This is a genomic window from Streptomyces cavernae (genome assembly GCF_004023625.1).
GTDB classification, from domain to species: domain Bacteria; phylum Actinomycetota; class Actinomycetes; order Streptomycetales; family Streptomycetaceae; genus Streptomyces; species Streptomyces cavernae.
The window spans coordinates 43,541-60,887 of sequence record NZ_RPDJ01000044.1 but is presented as its reverse complement, the minus strand read 5'-3'; the positions used below and the strand labels follow the sequence as shown (position 1 = coordinate 60,887).

Annotated in this window: 14 protein-coding genes; 7 read left to right on the top strand and 7 right to left on the bottom strand. The window is 72.1% G+C overall.

Annotated features, from left to right (window positions below):
• The first annotated feature begins 34 nt into the window (after positions 1-34).
• The 5 genes from EF387_RS39025 (at position 35) to EF387_RS39005 (ending at position 6,430) form a co-directional block, all read left to right on the top strand.
• Positions 35-766 carry a CBS domain-containing protein gene (locus tag EF387_RS39025; RefSeq protein ID WP_128381351.1) on the top strand — a complete coding sequence of 244 codons (732 nt, stop codon included), beginning with the start codon at positions 35-37 and terminating at the stop codon, positions 764-766.
• A 16-nt stretch (positions 767-782) separates the two neighbouring features.
• Positions 783-1,322, top strand: coding sequence for a flavodoxin domain-containing protein (locus EF387_RS39020; RefSeq protein ID WP_128381350.1), 540 nt, complete (start codon positions 783-785; stop codon positions 1,320-1,322).
• A 535-nt stretch (positions 1,323-1,857) separates the two neighbouring features.
• Positions 1,858-2,760 carry a universal stress protein gene (locus tag EF387_RS39015; protein WP_128381349.1) on the top strand — a complete coding sequence of 301 codons (903 nt, stop codon included), beginning with the start codon at positions 1,858-1,860 and terminating at the stop codon, positions 2,758-2,760.
• Between the two features lie 14 nt (positions 2,761-2,774).
• Positions 2,775-5,462: a pyruvate, phosphate dikinase gene (ppdK, locus tag EF387_RS39010; protein WP_128381348.1), complete on the top strand. Its 2,688-nt coding sequence runs from the start codon at positions 2,775-2,777 to the stop codon at positions 5,460-5,462.
• 65 nt (positions 5,463-5,527) lie between these two features.
• Positions 5,528-6,430: a universal stress protein gene (locus EF387_RS39005; protein WP_128381347.1), complete on the top strand. Its 903-nt coding sequence runs from the start codon at positions 5,528-5,530 to the stop codon at positions 6,428-6,430.
• Positions 6,431-6,558: 128 nt separating this feature from the next.
• Here EF387_RS39005 and EF387_RS39000 read toward each other — a convergent pair whose 3' ends face one another.
• The 3 genes from EF387_RS39000 to EF387_RS38990 form a co-directional block, all read right to left on the bottom strand.
• Entirely contained in the window at positions 6,559-8,127 is a 1,569-nt protein-coding gene (locus EF387_RS39000; protein ID WP_202918506.1) for a wax ester/triacylglycerol synthase family O-acyltransferase, read from the bottom strand.
• 53 nt (positions 8,128-8,180) lie between these two features.
• Positions 8,181-8,774 (bottom strand): Rv1733c family protein, encoded by a 594-nt coding sequence (locus EF387_RS38995; RefSeq protein ID WP_128381346.1) that lies wholly within the window; start codon positions 8,772-8,774, stop codon positions 8,181-8,183.
• A 249-nt stretch (positions 8,775-9,023) separates the two neighbouring features.
• Complete coding sequence (locus EF387_RS38990) at positions 9,024-9,416, bottom strand: STAS domain-containing protein (protein ID WP_128381345.1); 393 nt, start codon at positions 9,414-9,416, stop codon at positions 9,024-9,026.
• Between the two features lie 337 nt (positions 9,417-9,753).
• Here EF387_RS38990 and EF387_RS38985 point away from each other — a divergent pair, with 337 nt between their 5' ends.
• Both EF387_RS38985 and EF387_RS38980 read left to right on the top strand, forming a co-directional pair.
• Entirely contained in the window at positions 9,754-10,194 is a 441-nt protein-coding gene (locus EF387_RS38985) for a pyridoxamine 5'-phosphate oxidase family protein (protein WP_128381344.1), read from the top strand.
• Positions 10,195-10,334: 140 nt separating this feature from the next.
• Positions 10,335-11,174: a universal stress protein gene (locus EF387_RS38980; protein WP_202918505.1), complete on the top strand. Its 840-nt coding sequence runs from the start codon at positions 10,335-10,337 to the stop codon at positions 11,172-11,174.
• A 441-nt stretch (positions 11,175-11,615) separates the two neighbouring features.
• Here EF387_RS38980 and EF387_RS38975 read toward each other — a convergent pair whose 3' ends face one another.
• The 4 genes from EF387_RS38975 to EF387_RS38960 all read right to left on the bottom strand — a co-directional run bounded on the left by EF387_RS38975 (position 11,616) and on the right by EF387_RS38960 (position 17,259).
• Positions 11,616-12,359 (bottom strand): CBS domain-containing protein, encoded by a 744-nt coding sequence (locus EF387_RS38975; protein ID WP_128381343.1) that lies wholly within the window; start codon positions 12,357-12,359, stop codon positions 11,616-11,618.
• A 298-nt stretch (positions 12,360-12,657) separates the two neighbouring features.
• Entirely contained in the window at positions 12,658-15,318 is a 2,661-nt protein-coding gene (adhE, locus tag EF387_RS38970) for a bifunctional acetaldehyde-CoA/alcohol dehydrogenase (RefSeq protein ID WP_128381342.1), read from the bottom strand.
• A 278-nt stretch (positions 15,319-15,596) separates the two neighbouring features.
• Positions 15,597-16,322 carry a CBS domain-containing protein gene (locus EF387_RS38965; protein ID WP_128381341.1) on the bottom strand — a complete coding sequence of 242 codons (726 nt, stop codon included), beginning with the start codon at positions 16,320-16,322 and terminating at the stop codon, positions 15,597-15,599.
• 493 nt (positions 16,323-16,815) lie between these two features.
• Complete coding sequence (locus tag EF387_RS38960) at positions 16,816-17,259, bottom strand: hypothetical protein (RefSeq protein ID WP_238431942.1); 444 nt, start codon at positions 17,257-17,259, stop codon at positions 16,816-16,818.
• Positions 17,260-17,347 lie beyond the last annotated feature (88 nt).

Below are 17,347 nucleotides of genomic sequence, written 5' to 3'. Positions count from 1 at the left end.
CTTCTCACCGAGTCGGAAACAGGAGGCATCAGCCATGAAGCACAACAAGGTCGGCTCCGTCATGGCGACCGAGGTCGTTCGCGCCACGTACGACACTCCGTTCAAGGAGGTGGCCCACCTGCTCGCCGACCACCGGATCAGCGGGCTCCCGGTGGTCGATGAAGACGACAAGGTCATCGGGGTGCTGTCCGAGACCGACCTGATGATCCGGCAGGCGCGGACGCGCGACCCGTACGCCCCGCACCGGCGCTTCCCGTTCGCCCGGTTGACGCGCGGTGCCAGGAAGGAGGCGGCGAAGGCGGGTGCACGCACCGCCGGACAGCTGATGACCGCCCCGCCCGTCACCGTGCATGCCGACGACACCATCGCCGAGGCCGCCCGGACCATGACGCAGCACCGCGTGGAGCGGCTGCCCGTCCTCGACGAGGAGGAACGGCTCGTCGGCATCGTCACTCGCCGGGACCTGCTCCAGGTCTTCCTGCGGCCCGACGGCGAGATCCGTGACGAGGTGATCAAGGAGGTGCTGGAACGCGCGCTCTGGCTGGCGCCCCGGACCATCGAGGTCTCCGTGGTGGAGGGCGTGGTCACGCTGGCCGGGCACATGGAACGCAAGACCGAGACCGAGATCGCCGTCGCCATGACCCGCCGGATCGACGGCGTGGTCGCGGTGGTCGACGAGCTCTCCTACCGGCTGGACGACGCGCGCCTCCAGCCGGAGGGGCCGGCGCTGCACGGCGTCACCGAAGACTGGCTGCGCAGGCTGTGAGAGGAGGCGGACCATCATGACCACGAGTGTGCTGGTCGCTTACGGAACGACGAACGGATCGACCGCGCAGATCGCCGAGGACATCGCCGACGTCCTGCGCAAGGACGGACTCGAGGCGGACGCCCGGGACGCCGCGACCGTGATGCACCCGGAGTCCTACGACGCCGTGGTGGTCGGAGGCGGACTGTATGCCGGGCGCTGGCAGAAGGACGCCCGCCACTTCGTCCGCCGCCACCGCGACGTCCTGGCGGAGCGCCCCGTGTGGTTCTTCAGCAGCGGACCGCTCGACGCCTCGGCCTCCGAGAAGGAGATCCCACCGGTGCACGGTGTGAAGAAGGCGATGGACCGGCTCGACGCCCGGGAGCACGTCACCTTCGGCGGCTGCCTCCAGGAGGGCGCCAAGGGGTTCGTCGCTCGCAAGATCGTCGCATCGGGCAAGGGCGGTGACTACCGGGACTTCACCGCGATCGAGGCATGGGCGGACCACATCGCCACCGAGCTGGGCGGCAAGCCGCAGAGGAGCACCGAGCCGGGAGGCGAGCCGGAGAGGAGCTGAGACACCGAGAGGTTGAGACAGCTGAGGTCCCGCGGGTTCCGTACGGGAACCGCGGGTTCTCGGCGGCACGGGCCGGCCGGGCCGGGGTCAGCGCCCCGGCCCGGCCTGGTCTGCGTGATCAGCCTCGGTGATCAGCCCCGGCACGACCGCCGGCCGAGGGAATGAGTGCCTGCCAATGAGTGGGCCTGTCGTTCCGGTCGTACGTTCCGTACAGATTGACCAGGCGGGTCCGGGAGGCGTTGAGCCGGTGCACCGGCACCCGGCCCACCCGGCGTGTCCGACGGGCGAGCCGGGAGGCGAGCCGGAGAGGTGAGCTGCCCAGGGGCGGCCCCACGGGGGCCGAAGTTCCCCGTCCGCGGGTGCCGAACCTCCTCGGCCCTCGGCCGTGGGCGCTGTTGTGCGCACCGCGCCACACCCCGCGGGACACGGCCCCAGGGCCGAATGGTCCCCTCGCCGAGCCCCTGCGGCCCATGGCCGACGGCCCGACCTGGCGTGACCCTGGTAACAGTAGCGATCGACCCTGGAGGTGCCCGTCATGGTTCCGTTCGTCGTTGCCGGAGTCGATGGATCGTCCGAGAGTCTCGCCGCCGCCGAGTGGGCGGCCCGCGAAGCCGGGCGCCGAGCGCGGCCGCTGCGGCTGGTGCACGTGCGGAACTGGCATCCCCACCGGGTGGACGGCGAGCGGGCGAGTGCCGTCCAGCGGCACATGGCGCGACGCGTGCTGCGTGAGGCGGAGGACCGCGTCCGCGCCGCCTGCCCCGACGTGTTCGTGTCCGACGAGCAGGTCGACGGGCCGGCGACCGCCGCGCTGCTGCGCGTGGCCGAGCAGGCCGAGGTGCTGGTGCTGGGCTCCCGGGGGCTGAGCGGCCTCACCGGGTTCCTGGTGGGCTCGGTCGCCCTGGGTGTGGTGGCGAAGGCCACCCGGCCCGTCGTCCTCGTACGCGCCGACGAGGAGCCGGGCGACGAACACCTGCCGGCCGGCGACGGCAGCACCGCCACCAGGCCCCGGTACAGGGACGTGGTAATGGGCGTCGACCTGAGCGAGCCGTGCGACGAGGTGATCGAGTTCGCCTTCGAGGCCGCCCGGCTGCGCCGGGCCGGGCTGCGGGTCGTCCACGCCTGGCAGGCGCCCTTCGCCCTCGGTCTCGGCCCGGGCGAGCTCGCCCTGCTCGGCGAACCGCAGCGGGCGCAGGAGTGGCAGGGCTTCCTGTCCGCCGTGCTCGAACCGTGGCGAGAGAAGTTCCCGGACGTCCGGGTCGTCGAGACGGTGCCGGAGGACAAGCCCCGGTCCGCGCTGCTGCGCGCCACCTCCGAGGCGAGCCTGTGCGTCGTCGGCCACCGGCTGACCGAGGCCCCGATGGGCCCGCGCACCGGCCCCGTCACCCATGCCGTGATCCATCACGTCGGCTGCCCCGTCGCCGTCGTTCCCCACGTTTGAGAGGCCGAAGCCTGATGAGCGCACCGACGAAGTACGTGTACTCCTTCGCCGAGGGCAGCCGTGACATGGCCGCGCTGCTCGGTGGAAAGGGAGCCGGCCTGGCCGAGATGACCCGGCTCGGACTTCCCGTCCCCCCGGGCTTCACGGTCACCACCGAAGCCTGCCGGGTCTATCTCAGGACCGGGCAGGAACCGCCCGAGCTCGGTGTGGAGGCCGCCCGCGCTCTCGCCGACCTGGAGCGGGCGATGGGCCGCAAACTGGGCGCCCCGGACGACCCGCTGCTGCTGTCCGTGCGCTCAGGCGCCCGGTTCTCGATGCCCGGCATGATGGAGACGATCCTCGACATCGGACTCAACGACGACTCCGTCACGGGGCTGGCCAAGGCCTCCGGACAGCAGCGGTTCGCCTGGGACTCCTACCGACGGCTCGTGCAGATGTTCGGGCGCACGGTGATGGGGGTGGACGGCGACCTCTTCGAGGCGGCCATCGCGGAGCACAAGGCCGGCCGCTCGACGACTGACGACCACGACCTCGACGCCGCGGAACTCGCGGCCATCACCGATGAGTTCAAGGAGATCATCCGCCGGGAAACCGGGGGGGACTTCCCGCAGGACCCCGTCGAGCAGCTGACCCGGGCCATCCGTGCCGTCTTCGAGTCCTGGAACGGCGAACGCGCCCGCGTCTACCGCCACCGCGAACACATCCCCGACGACCTCGGCACCGCCGTCAACGTCCAGGCCATGGTCTTCGGCAACCTCGGCGCCGACTCCGGCACCGGCGTCGCCTTCACCCGCGACCCCGCCACCGGCGCCCGCGGCCGGTACGGCGACTACCTGCCCGACGCCCAGGGCGAGGACGTCGTCTCCGGCGTCCGCGACGCCGTACCGCTGGCCGAGCTTGGGCGCCTGGACCCCCGCTCCTACGACGAACTCGGCGAGCACCTGCACACGCTGGAGGCGCACTACCGCGACCTGTGCGACGTGGAGTTCACCGTCGAGCGCGGCACGCTGTGGATCCTGCAGACACGCGTCGGCAAGCGCACCGCCGAGGCCGCCTTCCGGATCGCCCACGATCTGCGCGAGGAGAGCGTGATCACGGCGGACGAGGCGCTGAACCGCGTCGACGGCGCCGAACTGACCCGGCTCATGTTCCCCCGCTTCGACATCCGCCCCACGGACGTGCCCATCGCCCACGGCGTGGCCGCATCGCCGGGCGCCGCCGTCGGCGCCGTCGTCTTCGACTCTGCCGAGGCGAGGCGCCGTGCCGCCGCCGGAGAGCACACCGTTCTCGTACGGCGTGAGACCACTCCCGACGACCTGCCCGGAATGATCGCCGCGGAGGCCATCCTGACCAGCCGCGGCGGCAAGACCAGCCACGCCGCCGTCGTGGCGCGCGGCATGGGCAAGGTGTGCGTGTGCGGCGCGGAATCGCTGGCCATCGACCCCGTGGCCCGGCAGTTCACCACATCCTCGGGCGTGGTGGTCCATGAGGGCGACGTCGTCTCCGTCGACGGCACGGCCGGCACCGTCCACCTCGGCGCGCTGCCGCTGACCGCCTCCGACGTGGGACGCTCGCTGGAGACCGCGAGGGGTACCGGACCGCTGACCGAGGCCGTCCTTCAAGCCCTCAGCCACGCCGACTCCGTGCGCCGCCTCGGGGTACGGGCCAACGCCGACACCCCGGAGGACGCCGAACGCGCTCGCGCCCTCGGCGCCCAGGGCATCGGACTGTGCCGCACCGAGCACATGTTCCTCGGCGAACGCCGCGCGCTCGTCGAGGCGATGATCCTCGCCCGCGACGACACCGCCCGCGAAGCGGCGCTGGCGGCCCTGCTGCCGCTGCAGCGCGCGGACTTCGCCGGGATCCTGAAGGCCATGGACGGCCTCCCGGTGACGATCCGCCTCCTCGACCCGCCGCTGCACGAATTCCTGCCGGACCGCACGGAGTTGGCCGTCCGCCTCGCGAGCGCCGTCCACCCCGACCTCCACGACCGCGAACTGCTGGACGCCGTCGAGCGCATGCACGAGCAGAACCCCATGCTCGGCCTGCGCGGCGTACGTCTGGGACTGGCCGTGCCCGGTCTGGTGGCCATGCAGGTACGGGCGATCGCCGAGGCCGTCGCCGAACGGCTGGGCGCCGGCGGCGAGCCGTGTGCCGAGATCATGATCCCGCTGGTGGGCACGGTCGAGGAGCTGCGGCAGGCCCGCGCCGAGGCCGAACGCGTGCTCGCCGCGGTCGCGGACGAGACCGGCCGGGAACTCGGCCTCCCGATCGGCACGATGATCGAACTGCCGCGCGCCGCGCTCACCGCGGGACGCATCGCCGAGGTCGCCGACTTCTTCTCCTTCGGCACCAACGACCTCACACAGACCACCTGGGGCCTGTCCCGGGACGACGCCGAGGCATCCTTCTTCCCGCTGTACCTGGAGAAGGGGATCTTCGACGTGTCGCCCTTCGAGACGATCGACCGGGAAGGCGTCGGCCGGCTGGTGGAGATGGGCGTTGAAGCGGGCCGTGCCGTGAACTCGCGCCTGCAGACCGGGGTCTGCGGCGAGCACGGCGGCGACCCGCAGTCCATCCACTTCTTCCACCACGCCGGGCTGGACTACGTCTCGTGCTCACCGTTCCGGATCCCGGCCGCCCGGCTGGAGGCGGGACGAGCGGCGCTCGCGGACACCACTGGGACCAGCGACAGCAGGTGACGAGGAAGCGACGAGGAAGCCCGTTGCAGGCAGGGCGACAGTACGGGCCGAGAGGAGTGATGGTCATGCTCAGGCCGGTAGTGGTGGCGGGCCTGGACGGCTCGCGGGAGAGCGACGCCGCGGCCCACTGGGCAGCACGGGAGGCGTTGCGGCGCGGCCTGCCGCTCCGTCTGGTGCACGCATGGGAGGGGATGCCCGACGAGGGAAGGCCCCCGACCCTGCCCGAACTTCAGGCTCCGCAGGACCGGGCGCTCAAGGTGCTGCGGAGCGCGGGCGACCGCCTGAACGAGCGCTACCCGCAACTGTGCATCGTCACCGAGCAGTTGCGCAGACCACCCGGACCCGCACTACTCGCCGAGGCGGAGGACGCCGAACTGCTGGTGCTCGGCAGCCGGGGCTTCGGCGGTGTCGGCGGCTTCTTCGCGGGCTCCGTGGCCATGGCGACCGTCGCACACGCCGGGCGGCCGGTCGTCCTTGTACGGTCCGGTCACACCAGGCAGGACGACCACCTTCCGGACCGGTCGGGCGAGCCATCGGTTCATACGCCCTGTCGTGACGTGGCGGTCGCCCTCGACGTCGGCGGGCCGTGCGACGAAGTGCTCGAGTTCGCGCTGAGGGCCGCGCAGGCCCGCGGAGCGCCGCTGCGCGTGGTGCACGCCTGGCACGTCCCCTACCGGCACGGCCTCGTGGACGCCGAGGAGCGTGCCCAGGACCGGGCGCGGGCGGAGCGGGAGCTGAGGGCGCTGCTGGAGCCATGGCGCGAGAAGTACGCCGGTGTCTTCGTGCGGGAAACGCTGTCGGAGGGGCGCCCGGCCCGTCTGGTCGTGAAGGCCGCGGGCGGTGCCGGGCTGCTGGTGGTGGGCCGGCGCAGGCGTCGGCGCGGCGCGGTCGGTTCCCACCTCGGTCCGGTCGCCCACACGCTGATCCGCGAGGTGGCCTGCCCGGTCGCGGTGGTCCCGCACGACTGACGACGACACGGCCGAAGGACCGCCGTGAGCGCGGCGGGACGGTCGCCGCGAGCCCGGCGGGACGGTGAGCGCCGGCGCGAGCCGCGCGGGACGGTGAGGGCTATCGGGCGTCTCCGTCTGTGTCGGCTTCACCGCGCGTCAGCCCGGGTTCGCAGCGCCCCCAGTGCCTGCAGTGCGTTCTCCATGCCCGCGGCGAAGACCTCGACATCGGGGAGGGCACTCGCGTCGGCTATGACGGAGACGCTGAGCTGCCCGGCATAGGTGAGTGCGCCGACGCCCAGTGTGACGTTCGCACTGAGCGGCACCACGGGGAACACCTCGAGCAGTCTCGCCCCACCGAGGTAGAGCGGAGCGGGAGGCCCCGGGATGTTGGTGACGTACACGTTCGCCCACCGTTGACGGGCGAGGCGGCGCAGCATGGCCCGTTGGAGGACGCCGTTACGGGCGATCACGCCTTCGGGAGGACGAACGACGTACTTCTTGCGTTCGGCGCTCGCCGTGGCGATCGCCCGCAGCCGCCGAACGGGATCGGCCTCACCGACCGGCAGCGGCACGAACATCATTCCGTTCTGATTGCCACGTGCCCGACCGGGCTGCTCCCGGTGCAGCGAGACGGGAACGAAAGCCCGCAGGACCAGGTCCTCGACGCTCTCCTCCCGGCCGCACAACAGCTCTCGCAGGCCGCCGGCGACGGCCGTCATCAGAACGTCGTTCAGTTTGGCATCGTGGTCGTGAGCGATCTGCTTCGGGACGTCGAGACTGCTGCGGACGACCGCCATCCTGCGGTCTCGGCCGATCGGGACATTGAAGCTGGTCCGCGGCGCTCGCCCCCTGATGAAGCCCTCGCGTACTGCGGGCCACCCCTCCCGGGCCCGCCGCAGCGTGGCGGTGGGCCGAGCCAGCTTCGACACAGAGTCTCGGGCCGCCTGGACGCGCCGACGAAGGTTGTCCTCGAACAGGTCCCGGCTCGACGGCTTCGGAGCCGGGGTCCACGGGCGGGTGGGCGTCGCGGGCGCATCGGCGCTGAGGTCGAGGAACGTGCCCACCAGCGCCACCCCCGCCGCACCGTCGGCGATGGTGTGGTGCAACTTGACGAACATGGCCACCCGGTCGTCCGCCAGCCCGGGCAGGAACCACATCAGCCACAGCGGCCGGGAACGCTCGAACGGGACGGCACGCAGTCGCTCGACGGTGCGGAGAAGCTGCGCCTCATCGGGGGGAGCGGCGAACGGGCGGACCCGTACGTGCTCGGTGAGATCGAACGACCGCGCATCGACCCACAGTGGCGGGCCCAGTCCAGGCCGGGGCGTGTGGAGCAGCTGGCGGAACCGGTGAGCCAGCGGCAGGCGGCTTTCGATCACCTCACGTACCGCCTCGACACGGAAGCGGCCGTCCGGGTCGAGCAGTCCGGTTCCGTCGAGGATGGCGAGGGCGCCTATGGTCTCGGGCCAGCCGAGATCATCAGGCCACAGCATCATGAGGTCCTGCGGGCTCAACCGCTCCATGATCGCCGTCCGGGAACCGGGCCGGGCGGACCTGGACGCTCCGCTCGACTTGTCCATGATCCCACCTCCCTTCGGGACGAGGACCAGGAACACAGGTGCCAGGCTCCATTGTCGCGCCGGCCCGGCCTTGCCGGTGCCGGACAGTTCGGCGCCGATGGCCTCGGCGATTGCGTCGCGAGCGACCGCGGGCACGACGGCCGCGACAGTACCCGGCCAACCAGGACGGGTCGGCGAGACCGTTCACCTCACCCGGTCTTGTGGCCCCACTGCGGGCCGACCAGCGCCCACTCCGTCCCCCATCGGTCGACGCGCCGCTTCTCGAGCCGCCACCGGACGAGGGCTCCCGCTCCGAACGCCGTGCCGGCGGCGGCGAGCGCCGCGGTGGTTCCCATGAACCCCGCCTCGACGGCACCCTCCACGGGGCTCGGCGGCTCGATGCTGAGCCGTCCTTCTCCATCCGTCCAGATCACGACCGCGGCTCCGGCCTGCTGCCCGGTCTTCACCAGCGCGCGGCCGGTGCGGGCGGAACCGTCCGGGCCCGTCCAGCGGACCGTGGCCTGGGTCATGTCCCGCGCGCCGGCCGAAGCGCTCCGCGGGACATCCGCGACGAGCTCGGCCCGTACCGAATGCCGCTCGGCACGCTGCTGGGCGAAGGTCTCCTGCGCCGCGAGGGCCGTGACCAGGCCGGCGAGCGCGCCACCCACTACGACGACCGCCCAGACGGTCAGCACGACCCATGCCTCTATGACATCGTCGCGTCGGCGCAGCGGGTTGCTCCGCCACCGCCACAGCCGTCGCGTCGTACGTATACGGCTCCGCTTCGACCGCCTGCTGCTCATCGGTCCGCACCTCCTCGTCGTGGTCCCCGCCGGCGTTGTGGTCCCAGTCAGCACGGTGGCAGCCCGGCAGACGCCGTGGCGTGGGCCGACCAGGGGTCACCTTGAGGCCGACCGGGACCGACTCGGCCTGGGAAGGGGGCCGTTCGGCCCTGGCCCGGCACCACCGGGCACCGGCGGCGCCGTGTTCATGACGTGCGTCGTCGGACGACCGTCCCGTCCGCACAGGCGGTGCCCGCCGCCAGGGACTGGTCAGCGGGCAGCCGCAGGGACGACGCTCTGCCGGGGAGTACCCGCGAGAGCCTCGGAGAGTCGGCGGTGCACTTCGAAGACCCCGGACAGACCGGCGTACCTAAGGATCCGCAGAAAGCGGGCACTGTCGGCGACGAGTCGCAGTCGGCCCCGCTGCTCGAGGGCCCGCTTCCGAGCGCGGCACAGTGTGCTCAGGCCGGAGCAGTCGATGAACGACACGGTGCGCAGGTCCACGACCAGGTCGGGGTGCGGGCAGGCGGTCAGGGCGTCGAGGTGTGCCGATACGGACGGCGCAGTCAGGATGTCGATCTCGCCGCTCAGCTCCACCACGGTCGTCCCGCAGATCCACCGTTCGATGTGGCGGGGCCCGGTATCGGGCCAGGTTTCGGACATGCTCCGAGACAAGCCGGAACATGCGGGTGCAGGGTAGGGCCGATCGGTCCCCACCCTGCACGTCGGGTGGGGCCCATGGGCCCGACGGGGCGGGCCGCCATGCCGGGCGGACCTTTCGGAAGGGCAGCGCGAGCTGTGGGTACGCGGCGGCCCCGTCGCCCGCACCGGGCGGCGGACCATGCCGCCGTCCGCCGGCGCCCTCCGGTCGGTGACAATCGTCCCTCCGGCCGGGGCCCCTCTCCGGCCGGTCCGGGACCCATGGCCCCTCCCCCCGGAACCGGCGCGGCGGAGGATGGAACCTCATACGCGTTGTGTCGGGCAAGAGACGGACGGGCTGATGGATGCGAACGACGGTTTCCGCGAGCTGGGGCGGCGGGAGTGTCTGCGGTTGATGGCGAAGGTCCCCGTCGGACGCATCGTCTTCACACGCCGCGCGCTGCCCGCGGTGCTGCCCGTCAATTTCCGCCTGGACGACGACGGTTCGGTGGTCTTGCGGACCTCGGCCGGCTCGGAACTGGTGCGCGCTGTCGATGGCACGGTGGTCGCCTTCGAGACCGACGAGGTCGACCCGGTCGCGCACTCCGGCTGGAGTGTCGTCGTCACCGGACGGGCCACCGTGGTCACCGGCACCGCCGCGCATGAACGGCTGTCCCGGACCGGCCCGCGTCCCTGGGCGCCCTCGCCCGACGGCGTGTTCGTGCGCATCGAGCCCGAACTGGTCACCGGCCGCGAACTCGTGGGCGGACACAGCATGTACGGGCTGGACCTGTCTTCCTGACCGCCGTCGAAGGGGCCGAACGGCCCCACGGACAAGGGCCGTGTGGCGCGGTGACGGTACGCGGCGGCCCCTGCCCCGAACCCTGGCGGGCGACGAACATCGGCCTGAGGAGCACCACGGATCAGGAAGGGGGCTGCGAGATGACTCTCCAGCACGTGGTCGTCGGAGTGGACGGCTCACTCGTCGCCGTACGGGCACTGGACTGGGCCGCGGGGGAAGCGGCGCGGCGGGGCGCGGCCCTGCGTGTCGTGTACGCCGTGCCCGACGTCGACGCGGCCGGACCGGTCCTCGCGTCGGCCGTTTTACGAGTGCGTGAGCGCCACCCCGGTCTGCCCGTGGTGGCCGAAGCCGCCGAGGGCGGAGCCGTGGCGGCGCTGACGCGTGAGAGCGAGCGTGCGGCCCTCACCGTCGTCGGCACCCGGGGGTTCGGTGGGCTCACCGGCCTGGTGTTCGGCTCGGTGAGCCTGCGTCTGGCTGCCCATATGCACAGTCCACTGCTCGTCGTACGCGGCGATCACCGGTGCGGTGACGGCGGTGATGTGCTGCTCGGCCTGGAGGGCGACGCCGACGAGGACGCCGCCGCCTATGCCTTCGAGGAGGCGGAGCGGCGCGGTACCGGGCTGAGTGTCCTGCATTCCTGGACGCACCGGCACAGCACACCCGAACTGCCCTCGCTCCTGCCCGCGACCAGCCCCGGGCAGCAGGAGGAGGCCCGGCACGGCAGGGCCGAGGAGGCGGTGCCGCGCTTCACGATGGCCCGGCTGCGGGAGCGGCACCCCGACGTCGGAGTGGCGACCCGCGTCGTCCGCGCCGCCCCGGCACATACGCTGCTGGAGGCCACCCGCGAGGCCGCCGTCGTCGTCATCGGCGCCCACCCTCACGGTCATAAGCTCGGCCCACACCTGCGGCCGGTCGCGCACACCCTGCTGCATCGCTCCCACTGCCCCGTGGTCATGGTGCCGGCCGTGCGGCAACGGTGAGCCGACTGCCCGCGTCCGCGGCATCCGCGTCACGCCCAGCGGCACTACAGGGCCGGGTGGACCGTTCAGACGGCCCACCCGGCCCTGGTCGTGCCGTACGACCGCGTGTTTCCATGGAATCGGCGGAAGGACCCGGCACAGAGACGCGGAGAAGCGAGCCCGAGCTCGCGCACCGCGCAATCAGGATCCGCGAGAAGCGGATGGGTCCTCCCGCCTTTACCCGGGCTGAGCCCGACGGACGCCCCTTGCCACCGGGGACGCGCGGGCAGGCCTTGTGCTCGGCGGAGGGGGCGAAGCCTTCTCCGCCGCGCCACAGCCCCCGCGCATTCCGACCGACGCCGACGGGCGGGAGCCGTGTGAACGGCTCCCGCCGGTCGGTCTGCGCGCCCGGCTCCGGCCCGAACCTGGCGCGCGGCGCTGCCTGGGCGATGCGCCGCCGGGTCACCGCTCCGGCAGCCAGTGGTGGGCGATCCTGCGGGACGGGTGCTTCCGGGGCGGGTGGATGTCGTCGATCCGGAAGGTCAGGCTGTTGACCACACCGACCACCCCGTCCACCCGCCACACCGCACGGATCACCTCTGGGATCTCGCTGCGGTGCTCCAGGCGCCCTTCCAGCCTGACCATCCCGTCCCGGACGGAGACGACGACGGCATCGGACGGCAGGCCCAGAGCGCCCACCAGCACCTCGTCGATCACCTGGTGGCGGATGTCCTCGTCCGTGCAAAGGAAGACCCGCAGCAGATCGCGCCGGGTGGCGATGCCGATCAGACGGTCCTCCTCGTCCACCACGGGCAGCCGCTCGATGTGGTGACGCTCCATCACACGCGCGGCGTCCGGGACGGCCTGCTCGGGGTGCACCGTGATCGCGGGCGTCGTCATGAGGTCGGCGGCTGTGGTGGCGCGGGCCTCAGCAGCCGCGCCGCGCCATGGGTGTCGTAGGCCGGGCAGCCGGGATCGACGGCCGTGGCCCTTGTCGTCCCGCACGCCGGGCTCCGCTCGGGCTGCCTGCCCGCGCACCAGATCAGTACCGGAGATCACCCCGAGCACCTTGTCGTCGTGATCCACGACCGGCAGCCCGCCGATTCGGTGCCGGTCCAGCAGCCGGACCACATCCTTGAACGGCGTCTCCAGGTGCGCCTGGACGACGTCGCTGGTCATGACGTCGCCGACGGTCTGGGTCTTCATGGCGTACTCCTCCTTCGCCGCGGCGAGCCGGGGAGGGAGCGGCGACGCTCCTCCCCGCTCGCTCTCCGGCGTGCGGCCTGCCCCCTTCCAGCCTGACGGCCGGCCGCCTCGCGCACACGGGCCGATGTGCCCTGCCCGGGGGGCCGACCTGCCCGCTCGCGACGGGGCCGGATCGTCCCGGCCGGGGACGCCGGCCGCGACGATCCGGCCCGGGACCGGCGTGGCCACCGACCGGGCGTCGCAGCCAGGCCGATCACATACCAAGTCTGCTCGGCCTCGCGCCGCCCGCTGCATGGGCCTACTCGGCAGGTGCGTCGGCCGGTCCGTAGTAGGACGCTCGCATCAGCTCCCGCATGTCGTCCAGCATGGGCATCCGCGGGTTGGCGGGTGCGCACTGGTCCTCATAGGCGTTGAGGGCCTGTTGGGGCAGGGCGTCGAGGAAAGCGCGTTCGTCGACGCCGAGGGACCGGAACGACGGCTCGATGCCCACGGCGTCGCGCAGGCGCTCGACGGCCCGGGCGAGGGCCTCCACACCGGCCTGTGGGGTGGCGGCGGGCAGACCGAGGGCGCGGGCGATGTCCTGGAAGCGCTCGGGAGCGCGGTAGCTCTCGTACTTGGGCCAGCCCGTGAGCTTGGTCGGGACGGTGCCGTTGTAGCGGATGACATGCGGCAGCAGGACGGCGTTGGTGCGGCCGTGCGCGATGTGGAAGGTGGCGCCGAGGGTGTGGGACATGGCGTGGACGATGCCGAGGAAGGCGTTGCCGAAGGCCATGCCCGCGATGGTGCCGGCGTTGTGCATCTTCTCCCGGGCCTCCGCCGAGCCCTCGCGGTCGTTCACCGCGGCTTCGAGGTGGTCGAAGATCAGGCGGATCGCGTGCAGGGCGAGGCCGTCGGTGAAGTCGTTGGCGTAGACGGAGACGTACGCCTCGATGGCGTGGGTGAGGGCGTCGAAGCCGCTGTCGGCGGCCAGGGCCGGGGGCAGGGCGGTGGTCAGGAGGGGGTCGACGATGGCCACGCTCGGGGTGAGCGCGTAGTCGGCGAGCGGGTACTTCTTGCCGGTGGCCGCGTCGGAGATGACCGCGAACGGGGTGACCTCGGCGCCGGTGCCGGAGGTGGTGGGCACGCACACCAGGCGAGCCCGGCTGCCCAGGGTCGGGAAGCGGAAGGCGCGCTTGCGGATGTCGGAGAACTTGTGCCGCATGTCGGCGAAGTCGATGTCCGGGTGCTCGTAGAGCAGCCACATCACCTTGGCCGCGTCCATGGGTGAACCGCCGCCGAGCGCGATGATCGTGTCCGGGCGGAAGTCCCGCATGAGGCGGGCACCGCGCTGCACGGAGTCGATGCTGGGTTCCGGTTCGACGTTGTCGATGATCTGCAGCGTCACGGGCTCGGGACGGCGCTTGAGGACGCGGTCGACGCGGTCGACGAAGCCCAGGCGGGTCATGGTCGCGTCGGTGACGATTGTGACGCGGTGGACGTCCGGCATGGCGGCGAGGTAACGGATGGCCTGCGGCTCGAAGTAGATCTTCGGCGGCACCTTGAACCACTGCAGGTTGTTGCGGCGCGTGCCGACCCGCTTGACGTTCAGGAGCTGGGCGGCGGAGACGTTGTTCGACACCGACGTGCTGCCCCAGGAGCCGCAGCCGAGGGTCAGCGACGGCAGGAGGCTGTTGTAGATGCCGCCGATGGCGCCCTGTGACGACGGGGCGTTGACGATGATCCGCACCGTCTTGATCCGCCTGCCGTACGCCTCGGCCAGCTCGCGGTCCTCGGTGTGGATGACGGCGCTGTGGCCCTGGCCGTGGAAGGCGACCATGTCGGCGGCCAGGGCGAAGCCCTGCTCCTCGGAGCCGGCCCGCAGGACGGCGAGGACCGGGCAGAGCTTCTCGCGGGTGAGCGGCTCGTCCGGGCCGACCCGGTCGGCCTCGACCAGGATGAGGGAGGTGCCGGCGGGAACGGTGAAGCCGGCCTGTTCGGCGATCCATGCCGGGCTCTGTCCTACAGCGGCCGCGTTGACCTTGGGCTCGCAGCCCTTCCCCGTCCGGTCGGCCGGGAACAGGAACGTTTCCAGCTTCGCCTTCTCCTCGGCGGTCGCCAGGTGGGCGTGCAGCGTGCGGAACTCGGCCAAGGCGGCGTCGTAGATCTCGTCGTCCAGGATGACGGCTTGCTCGGAGGCGCAGATCATGCCGTTGTCGAACGACTTCGACAGCACCAGGTCGTTGACGGCCCGGCGCAGCTTGGCGCTCTTGTGCACGTAGGCGGGGACGTTGCCCGCGCCGACGCCCAGGGCGGGCTTGCCCGCCGAGTAGGCGGCCTTGACCATCGCGTTGCCCCCGGTGGCGAGGATGAGCGAGACACCCGGGTGGCGCATGAGCGTGCCGGTCGCCTCGACCGACGGGGTTTCGATCCACTGGACGCAGTTCACCGGCGCCCCCGCGGCGACGGCCGCGTCGCGCACGATCCGGGCCGCCTCGGCGCTGCAGCGCTGAGCCGACGGGTGGAAGGCGAACACGACCGGGTTGCGGGTCTTCAGCGCCATCAGCGCCTTGAAGATCGTGGTGGAGGTCGGATTGGTGACCGGAGTGATCGCGCACACCACACCCACCGGTTCCGCGATCTCGACCATGTCCTCGATGTCGTCACGGGCGATGACACCGACGGTCTTCATACGGCCCATGCTGTGCGTGACGTGCTCGCACGCGAACATGTTCTTGGCCGCCTTGTCCTCGAAGACACCGCGGCCGGTCTCCTCCACGGCGAGCCGTGCGAGTTCCGTGTGCCGGTCCAGGGCGGCGACCGACGCCTTCTTGACGATGTGGTCGACCTGTTCCTGCGTCAGCTCCTCGTAGTCGGCGAGAGCCTTGAGCCCGTTCGTGACCAGCCGGTCCACCGTGATGGCGGTCTCGGACGGCTCGCCGCCCGGGGTGGCGGGGTGGGTTCGGGCGTCCTGTCGGGTCATGGGGTTGCGCCTCCGTCGTCGAGGTCGTGGGCCGGAGAACCGGCAGCGTGCCGTGCGGGGGGAGCGGCACCACGGGCGATCGGTACCGCTCCCAATGCGACCGTCTCGCAGGGGGGAGCCGCCGCCCCATGCATCAAAGGTCCCTACCGGGGCCCGACCGGTCCTCGTGGTCAGGGCCGGTCGGCCCTGACCACGAGGTGTGCCGGATCGCGTACCGGTTGGCATTCGGCTGTGTCTGTGGGCGCGGTCGATGCCCGGCTCCGAACCGGCGCCGGGGGTCACCGCTCGGGGAGCCAGTGGTGGGCGATCCGGCGGGAGGGGTGCTTCTCCGGTCGGCGGGTGTCGTCGTGGCGGAAGGTGAGGCTGTTCATCACGCCCACCACGCCGTCCACCCGCCAGGTCAGCTGGACGGCCACCGGGATGTCACTACGGCGTTCCAGGCGTCCCTCCAGCGTGGCCGTGCCGTCGTGGACCGAGACGATGACGGTGTGGGGCGGCAGGCACATGGCGCGGGTCAGGACCTCGTCGATGATCTCCCCTCGGATCTCCTCGTCGGTGCGCAGGAAGACCCGCAGGAGGTCGCGGCGAGTGGCGATGCCGATCAGGCGGTCCTCCTCGTCCACCACGGGCAGCCGTTCGATGTGGTGACGCTCCATCACCCGCGCGGCTTCAGCGACGCGTTGCTCCGGATGCACGGTGATCGCCGGTGTCGACATCAGTTGCCCGGCGGTCATGGCACGGGCCTTGGCCGCCGCGATACGTGCCTTCCGGCGCAGGGCCGGCAGCCGGAAACGGTCTCCCCGGTCCCGTTCGGCCTTCGCCGCCTGCCGACGTACCAGGTCGGTTTCGGAGATGACGCCGAGGACTTTGTCGTCGGCGTCCACCACTGGCAGGCCGCTGATCCGGTGCCGGGCCAGGAGCCTTGCCACATCCTTGAACGGTGTGTCCCGGTGCGCCTGTATGACGTCGGGGGTCATCACTTCGCCGACCTTGGAGGTCTTCACGGCAGTTCCCTTCTCCGCTGGTGCCTGTGGAGGGCCACCGGTTTTGCCTGCGTGCGGCCGCTGCGGGCCGCCCCTGTCCCCGCCGGGCGCTGTGCTCCCGCGGTGGCATCGGGGGCCGGAGCTCTCGGGGGAGGGCGGCCGGTCCGGCCGGCCCGCGGTACGGCAGCAGCCGCCCGGCCCACCGGGGCCCTCCGTTCGGGACCGCGCTCGCGTCCCCGGGCCGGCCGCTGCTGTCCCGTTGGACGGTCCCGGGTGGCCGGCCCCTCGATACCTCTTCACCCTCCCGCGCACCGGCGTGACGGGGCAGGGCCGACCGGTCCCGAGCTCCCGGGCCGAACTGCCCTCCTGCCGCCTGGACCTGGTCGGTCACCAGTCCGCCACGGCGAAGGCCGAACGGCCGACCCCCGGCCGTGAGCGGCCGGGGGTCGGGGAAGCGCCAACATCGCGTGGCAGGTGGCAGGTGGCAGGTGGCAGGTTAGGAGCGACAGGAGCCCTATGCCATGGCGCCGCCGGACTCACCCCGGCGCCACGGGGGTGGAGTGGCCGCCCTGCGGGCCGTGTCGAGGCGGTGGACCGCCCGGTCCGCCTGGCCGCGCAGCAGGTCCTGCAGCCGGTCCGCCAGTTCGTGCGCGGTGGCCTCCCGGGCGTGCACGACGAGGAGGGTGTTCCCGACCCGGATCTCGGCTCCCGCGGACCACGGCTGCTCGGCGTGGTGCGCCGAGGCCTTGACGACGCGGACCTCGCCGCCGACGGCCGGCAGTCCCGGCCGGCCGAGGGCCGCCTCGACCTTGGCCCGGACGTATGCGAGCGCTTCCCGGTCCACATCGCCTTCCGCCCGAATCCGTACAGCGAGGGCGGCGACGTCATGGGTGCTGACGTCATGGGTGCTGACGTCGTGGGCGCTGACGTCGTGGGGGGTGATGTCCCTGGTGGTCATGGGGGCCACTCCTTCTGATCGTTTCGACAGCTTCAGCCTGCCCCGCGCACCGGCGTCGGCCCAGGGCCACACGGCCCTCCGACCCGGG

Bases quoted from the DNA above. Each gene is read 5' to 3' on its own strand.
- ppdK (WP_128381348.1), top strand. From the start codon at position 2,775: ATGAGCGCACCGACGAAGTACGTGTACTCCTTCGCCGAGGGCAGCCGT.
- EF387_RS38980 (WP_202918505.1), top strand. From the start codon at position 10,335: ATGACTCTCCAGCACGTGGTCGTCGGAGTGGACGGCTCACTCGTCGCC.
- EF387_RS38960 (WP_238431942.1), bottom strand. From the start codon at position 17,259: ATGACCACCAGGGACATCACCCCCCACGACGTCAGCGCCCACGACGTC.
- EF387_RS38975 (WP_128381343.1), bottom strand. From the start codon at position 12,359: ATGAAGACCCAGACCGTCGGCGACGTCATGACCAGCGACGTCGTCCAG.
- EF387_RS38995 (WP_128381346.1), bottom strand. From the start codon at position 8,774: ATGAGCAGCAGGCGGTCGAAGCGGAGCCGTATACGTACGACGCGACGG.
- EF387_RS39015 (WP_128381349.1), top strand. From the start codon at position 1,858: ATGGTTCCGTTCGTCGTTGCCGGAGTCGATGGATCGTCCGAGAGTCTC.
- EF387_RS38985 (WP_128381344.1), top strand. From the start codon at position 9,754: ATGGATGCGAACGACGGTTTCCGCGAGCTGGGGCGGCGGGAGTGTCTG.
- EF387_RS39005 (WP_128381347.1), top strand. From the start codon at position 5,528: ATGCTCAGGCCGGTAGTGGTGGCGGGCCTGGACGGCTCGCGGGAGAGC.
- EF387_RS38990 (WP_128381345.1), bottom strand. From the start codon at position 9,416: ATGTCCGAAACCTGGCCCGATACCGGGCCCCGCCACATCGAACGGTGG.
- EF387_RS39025 (WP_128381351.1), top strand. From the start codon at position 35: ATGAAGCACAACAAGGTCGGCTCCGTCATGGCGACCGAGGTCGTTCGC.
- EF387_RS39020 (WP_128381350.1), top strand. From the start codon at position 783: ATGACCACGAGTGTGCTGGTCGCTTACGGAACGACGAACGGATCGACC.
- adhE (WP_128381342.1), bottom strand. From the start codon at position 15,318: ATGACCCGACAGGACGCCCGAACCCACCCCGCCACCCCGGGCGGCGAG.